The sequence below is a fragment of the Porphyrobacter sp. AAP82 genome, from assembly GCF_000331285.1.
Lineage (GTDB): Bacteria > Pseudomonadota > Alphaproteobacteria > Sphingomonadales > Sphingomonadaceae > Erythrobacter.
On record NZ_ANFX01000016.1, the window covers coordinates 110,629 to 116,843 of the forward strand.

Annotated in this window: 5 protein-coding genes; 1 reads left to right on the forward strand and 4 read right to left on the reverse strand. The window is 66.4% G+C overall.

The genetic code is table 11. The features are described 5' to 3' along the window. Positions 1-131: 131 nt before the first annotated feature. From D620_RS0105420 to D620_RS0105435, 4 genes are all read right to left on the reverse strand, one after another. Positions 132-743, reverse strand: coding sequence for an ABC-type transport auxiliary lipoprotein family protein (locus D620_RS0105420; RefSeq protein ID WP_017664778.1), 612 nt, complete (start codon positions 741-743; stop codon positions 132-134). Positions 744-756: 13 nt separating this feature from the next. Then, entirely contained in the window at positions 757-1,707 is a 951-nt protein-coding gene (locus D620_RS0105425) for an MlaD family protein (protein WP_017664779.1), read from the reverse strand. Positions 1,708-1,769: 62 nt separating this feature from the next. After that, complete coding sequence (locus D620_RS0105430; protein WP_033376236.1) at positions 1,770-2,579, reverse strand: ABC transporter ATP-binding protein; 810 nt, start codon at positions 2,577-2,579, stop codon at positions 1,770-1,772. Continuing rightward, on the reverse strand, positions 2,579-3,691 hold the full coding sequence (locus D620_RS0105435; RefSeq protein ID WP_017664781.1) for an MlaE family lipid ABC transporter permease subunit: 1,113 nt from the start codon (positions 3,689-3,691) through the stop codon (positions 2,579-2,581). The genes D620_RS0105430 and D620_RS0105435 overlap by 1 nt, the downstream gene beginning before the upstream one ends. 107 nt (positions 3,692-3,798) lie before the next feature. Between D620_RS0105435 and D620_RS16765 the strand changes: the two genes are divergently transcribed. After that, a partial coding sequence (locus tag D620_RS16765; protein WP_017664782.1) for a valine--tRNA ligase occupies positions 3,799-6,215 on the forward strand: 2,417 nt, incomplete at its 3' end.

Sequence of the window (6,215 nt, forward strand, 5' to 3'; positions counted from 1 at the left end):
ATTGTCTCCCGCCCCGCGCGGCTCGGATTCCGGGACAAAAAGGGGCGCGATGCGAGTCATGCGCGCATCTTGTCATGCCCGAATCATGTAGGAAAGCGGGGAGTTACGCGGGGGCGCGGGCGGGGCTCCCCCTATCCGGGCGCGACCCACTCCGCCACTTGCGCCGCCACCGTGTTCGCGGCCGCATTCAACCCCGCGCCGACCGAGCGCGCATCGGGCGTCACGCCGCTCTGCTTGGCCTCGAAGCGGCGGGTGGCGACCGCGCCATCCTTGGCAATCCGCACCGCATCGAAGCGCACCACCGCCTCGCCGGTCGCCGCGTCATAGCCCATTTCGGTGAGCGTGCCCTGCAAGGTCACACCCGGCGTGCCCGCCACATCGTCGCCATCCACGACCATCGCTGTCCCGCGCGCGCGGATCGTCTCGCCGACCACGCGGCGGAACAGGCGGGCGGGCTTTTCGACCCAATACGCCTCCTGGAGATAGGCAAGCTCGGTATCGCTCACCGCCACCGGCACGCGCAGCACATCGAGCTTGGCCGGGGTATCGAAGGGCAGCACCGCGATCACCGCGCGCTCGGCCCCGCCGGCAACGCCCGGCCCGGCGGGCGCACGTGCGGACGGGCTCAGGGTCAGCAGGCTTTCGGGCGGCTCTCCGCCAAGGCTGATGCAGCCGCTCAGCGCAAGCGCCAGCGCCAAAACCGGAAGGCGCGCAAGGAGGGCGGGCCGGAAACTGGTGGTCATGCGGTCTTCCCTCTCACTCGGGCTTGTAGTCGGGCAGCGACTTGCCGCCCACCAGCGCGCCCGCGCCTTCGCTTTCGAGCTTTTCGGTAATCGCGCGCAGGGACCGGCTGGTGGCGCGCAGGTCCTGCAAGGTCGCCTCGGCGTTCGGGAGCGTGCCCGTGCGCAGCTGGCGGATCGCCGGGCGCGTGTCCTCGAGCGTCGCGGACAGCGCAGCGAGCGTCGTATTGGCGCTTTTCAGGGTCGCGCGCAGTTCGGCCGCCAGCGGCTCGCCTTCCTCGCCGACGAGGCCGTTGGTGTTGTCGGCCAGCCGCTCGACCGCGTCGAGGGTCTGGTTGAATTCCTGCATGGTGACGCGGAAATCCTTGAGGTTCTGGGTCAGCTCGGGGGTCGCATCGACGAGGCCTGCGGTCAGCCGGTTCGAATTCCTGAGGATGCCGGCCAGTTCCTTCTGGTTTTCAGGGCCAAGGATCAGGTTCAATTGCTCGGTCAGGGTCGCCAGCCGCTCCAGCAGCAGCGGCGCATTCGCCACGATCTCGCCGAAGCCGCCGCGCCCCGGGGGGATCACCGGGCGGCCTTCAGGGCAGGCGGTGGTTTCGCAGGTAATCGGCGGATTATCCTTGCGCGCGCCGTCCAGAAGGATCGTCGAGACGCCGGTGAAGCTCGCCTGGATGGTCGCCTGCGTGCCGACGAGGATCGGCACATCATCCTTCACCTTGACGCGCACGCGGACGAATTCGGGATTGTCCTTGGCCAGCGCGATTTCGGTCACCTGCCCCACCGGAACGCCCGCGAAGGTCACCTGGCTGCCCTGGTTGAGGCCCGAGACCGACTGGTTGTAGAAGATGTCGTATTCGTCCTTGGCGCCTTCATTGAGGCGCGCGATCCAGACGATGAACGCCGCCAGCGCCGCCAGCAGCACCAGCGTCACCGCACCGACCCACAGATGATTGGCTCTGGTTTCCATGTGCGCTTCCTATGCGGCCCCGCAGGCGGGGTTGTCCAATGTTCTGTCATGCGCCGGGGGCCTCATGGCGCTTCTCCGTGGAGATGCGTCGCATGGGCGCTGCGCCCGCGCGGGCCGTTGAAATATTCCTCGATCCACGGGTGGCCGGTGGCGACCAGTTCGGGGATGGTGCCGACCGCGATGACCTTTTTGTCGGCGAGCACCGCGACGCGGTCGCAGATCTCGTAAAGCGTATCGAGATCATGGGTTATGAGAAACACCGTGAGGCCGAGGGTTTCCTTCAATTCGCGCGTCAGCCGGTCGAACTTGGCCGCGCCGATCGGATCGAGGCCGGCGGTCGGCTCGTCGAGGAACAGCAGTTCGGGATCAAGCGCGAGCGCGCGGGCGAGGCCGGCGCGCTTCTTCATGCCGCCCGAAAGCTCGGACGGGAATTTCTTGACCGCATCTTCGGGAAGGCCGGTCAGCATCACCTTGTAGCGCGCGATTTCGGCGCGGAAGGCGGGGTCGAGATCGGGGTAGTATTTCTTGAGCGGCACCTCGACATTCTCGCCCACCGTCAGGGTCGAGAACAGCGCGCCGCCCTGGAACAGGATGCCCCAGCGCCGCCGCACGCCGATGCCCTGGTCGAGATCGAGTTCGGTGATGGTCCTGCCCAGCACGTCGATCCGCCCGGCGGTGGGCTGCTGCAAGCCGATGATCGAGCGCATCAGCACCGACTTGCCGGTGCCCGACCCGCCGACCACGCCGAGGATCTCGCCGCGCCGCACGGTAAGGTCGAGCCCGTCGTGGACGGCGAAATCGCCGAAGGTGTTGACGAGGCCTTCGATCTTGATGACCGGTTCGTCGTTCGATGAATGGCTGTTGACCCGCATCACCCCCACCCGATCTCGGTGAAGAACACCGCGAAGAAGGCGTCGAGGACGATCACCGCGAAGATCGCCGAGACCACCGCCATCGTGGTGCGCCGGCCGACCTCCTCGGAATTCCCGTGGACCTGCATGCCGTGATAGCATCCGGCGAGCGCGACGATCAGGCCGAAGACCGGGGCCTTGATCAGCCCGACCCACAGGTCGTGCGTGGGCACCACTTCCTGGATGCGCAAGAGGAAGGTGAAGAACGGGATGCCGAGCGCGAACTGGCCCACCACCGCCCCGCCGATGATCGCGAGCAGCGCGGCGAAGAAGCCCAGGAGGATCATCATGAAGGTGGCCGCCAGGATGCGCGGGATCACCAGCACCTCGATGGGCGAGATGCCGATGGTGCGCATCGCGTCGATCTCCTCGGTGAGCTTCATGGTGCCAAGCTGCGCGGCAAAGGCGCTCCCCGAGCGGCCGGCGACCATGATCGCGGTCATCAGCACGCCCAGTTCGCGCAAGGTGATGCGGCCGACGAGGTTGACGGTCAGCGCCTCGGCGCCGAACTGCTGGAGCTGGACCGAGCCCTGCTGGGCGATGACGATGCCGATGAGGAAGCTCATCAGGCCGATGATGGGGAGCGCGGTGACGCCGACCAGCTCCATCTGGTGGACCAGCGCCTTGAAGGGGAAGCGCGCAGGGTGGCGCATGAGGCTGGCCGCGCCGAGCAGGATCTGGCCGAAGAAGCCGACCACCCCGTAGATGCCGCGGCGCGCGCCGAACACCTTCTCGCCCACGGCAAGCGGTACGCGTTCCCAGACGGGCAGGCGGTGCGGATGGGTGTCGCCGCTCGCCTCGATATCGTGCATCGCGGCGAGCAGCCGCTGCGCTTCGGGGCTGGCGCCGGTGATGTCGCTTTGGTGCTCGCGGGCGAAGCGGCACACGACCCATGCGCCGACCGTGTCGATCTCCTCGACGCCGGCAAGGTCGACCGCGCGGATCGGCCCCGCGATGCCGCGCAGCGCGCGTTCGAGCGGGGCGATGGCGGCGAGCGTGAGGTGCCCCGACAGCACGAGGCGCGCGGGGCCAGCGTCTGCCTCCTCCAGCATATGTTGCGCCGCACTGTGCATCGGGGCGGGGTATGGGAGGATTTTGCCAGGCCTGCAAGGTGCTGGCAGGGGCGCGGCGCACGGTTCTTGCCGCCTTTGCATCATTGCATCGCAACATGGGTGCTGGCATGGCGCGCACCATCATGAGCGAGCAACTGCCCACCACTTTCGACCCCGCTGCCATCGAGGCACGCTGGTATGCCCACTGGGAGGCGAACGGCTGCTTCCGGCCCGAGCGGCCCGACGCCGAGCCCTACACCATCGTCAACCCCCCGCCCAATGTGACGGGCAGCCTCCACATCGGCCATGCGCTCGACAACACCTTGCAGGATGTGGTGATCCGCTACGAGCGGCTGCGGGGCAAGGACGCGCTGTGGGTGGTCGGCACCGACCATGCCGGGATCGCGACCCAGATGGTGGTCGAGCGCCAGATGGAGGCGCGGCAGGACAAGCGCACCAACTACACGCGCGAGGCTTTCGTCGAGAAGGTGTGGGAGTGGAAGGCGACAAGCGGCGGCACCATCACCCACCAGCTGCGGCGCCTCGGCTGTTCGATGGACTGGAGCCGCGAGCAGTTCACGATGGACCCGCACTTCACCAAGGCGGTGATCAAGACCTTCGTCGACCTCTACAATGATGGCCTCATCTACCGCGACAAGCGGTTGGTGAATTGGGACCCTAAATTGAAGACCGCGATCAGCGATCTCGAGGTCGAGACGCAGACCATCGCGGGGAGCTTCTGGCACCTCAAATATCCGCTGGCCGATGGCGTGACCCTGCCCGATGGGCGCGATTATCTGGAGGTCGCCACCACCCGCCCCGAGACGATGCTCGCCGACATGGCGGTGGCGGTGAACCCCGCCGACCCGCGCTACCAGAGCGTCATCGGCAAGCACGTGATCCTGCCCCTGACCGGTCGCCGCATCCCGGTGATCGCCGACGAGCACGCCGATCCCGAGCTGGGGAGCGGCTGCGTCAAGATCACCCCGGGGCACGATTTCAACGACTTCGAGGTCGGCAAGCGCGCCGGGTTTGCCGCGTCCGAGATGCTCAACATGCTCGATGCCGAGGCGAACGTGTGCCAGACCGCCGATGGCCTGGTGCCGGAGGAATTCCTCGGCCTCCACCGCTTCCGCCGCGCCAATGAAAACGGGGCGGGCGTGGACGGCGCGCGCGAGCTGGTGGTCGCGCGGATGAAGGAGCAGGGCCTCCTCATCCCGCACATCACCAAGGACAAGGAAGGCAATCCGGTCGAGCATGACGCCGAGCCGCGCCAGATCGCCACCCCCTTCGGCGACCGCGGCGGCGTGGTGATCGAACCGTGGCTGACCGACCAGTGGTACGTGAACGCCGCGGAACTCGCCAAGCAGCCGATCGAGGCCGTGCGCTCGGGCGATATCCAGATCGTCCCCAAGACCTGGGAGAAGACCTTCTTCAACTGGATGGAGAACATCCAGCCGTGGTGCGTCTCGCGCCAGCTGTGGTGGGGGCACCGGATTCCGGCGTGGTTTGGCTTCAAATTCGAGCGCACATCGAAAGGTGAATGGCGCGAACTCCCCGAGAAAGCCATCTTCGTCGCCGCGTCTGAGGAAGAGTTGCGCGAGAAGGTCTGGCACGCGAGCGACCTCGACGATGTGACCGATGGAAAGCGTTGGCCGGGAACGTTCATCGAGTGCGCGAACGAGGAAGAGGCACGCCAGATCCTGTTGAAGGATAAGGAAGCCTACCCGGTTTGGCAGGACCAAGACGTCCTCGACACGTGGTTCTCTTCCGCGCTGTGGCCCTTCGCCACGCTCGGCTGGCCCGAGGAAAATTCCGTTTGCCCTGAGCCTGTCGGAAGCGAAGCTGACCCGCAGGGTCAACGGCCGCACTTCTCTTCGGAAGTGAAGGACGGGGCTTCGACAAGCTCAGCCCGAACGGGTCTTTTGCAAAAGCACTTCCCCAACTCGCTCCTCATCTCCGGCTTCGACATCCTGTTCTTCTGGGATGCGCGGATGATGATGATGGGCTTTTACAACATGGGGCAGAAGCCGTGGGATACGCTCTATCTCCACGGCCTCGTGCGGGCAGCCGACGGCGCGAAGATGTCGAAGTCCAAGGGCAATGTCGTCGATCCGCTTGGCCTCATCGACCAGTACGGCGCGGATGCGCTGCGGTTCTTCATGGCGGCGATGGAGAGCCAGGGCCGCGACATCAAGATGGATGAAAAGCGGGTCGAGGGTTACCGCAATTTTGCGACGAAGCTGTGGAACGCCGCCCGGTTCTGCCAATCCAATGGCATCGGTGCCTCCGACACGATCAAGGCCCCGCCCGCCCGCCTCGCCGCCAACCAGTGGATCATCGGCGAGGTGCAGGCCTGCGTCTCGGAAATCGAAAAGGCGATGGCCGACCTGCGCTTCGACGCGGCGGCCAATGCCATCTACCAGTTCACGTGGAGCAAGTTCTGCGACTGGTATCTCGAACTGGTGAAGCCGGTGCTTTCTCCCCTCCCGCTCGCGGGAGGGGTCGGGGGTGGGCCCGAGCAAGGCGATAACAGTGGCCCCGC

Excerpts from the sequence above, each read along its gene's own strand:
- D620_RS0105420 (WP_017664778.1), bottom strand. The coding sequence starts at position 743 with ATGACCACCAGTTTCCGGCCCGCCCTCCTTGCGCGCCTTCCGGTTTTG.
- D620_RS0105425 (WP_017664779.1), bottom strand. The coding sequence starts at position 1,707 with ATGGAAACCAGAGCCAATCATCTGTGGGTCGGTGCGGTGACGCTGGTG.
- D620_RS0105430 (WP_033376236.1), bottom strand. The coding sequence starts at position 2,579 with ATGCGGGTCAACAGCCATTCATCGAACGACGAACCGGTCATCAAGATC.
- D620_RS0105435 (WP_017664781.1), bottom strand. The coding sequence starts at position 3,691 with ATGCACAGTGCGGCGCAACATATGCTGGAGGAGGCAGACGCTGGCCCC.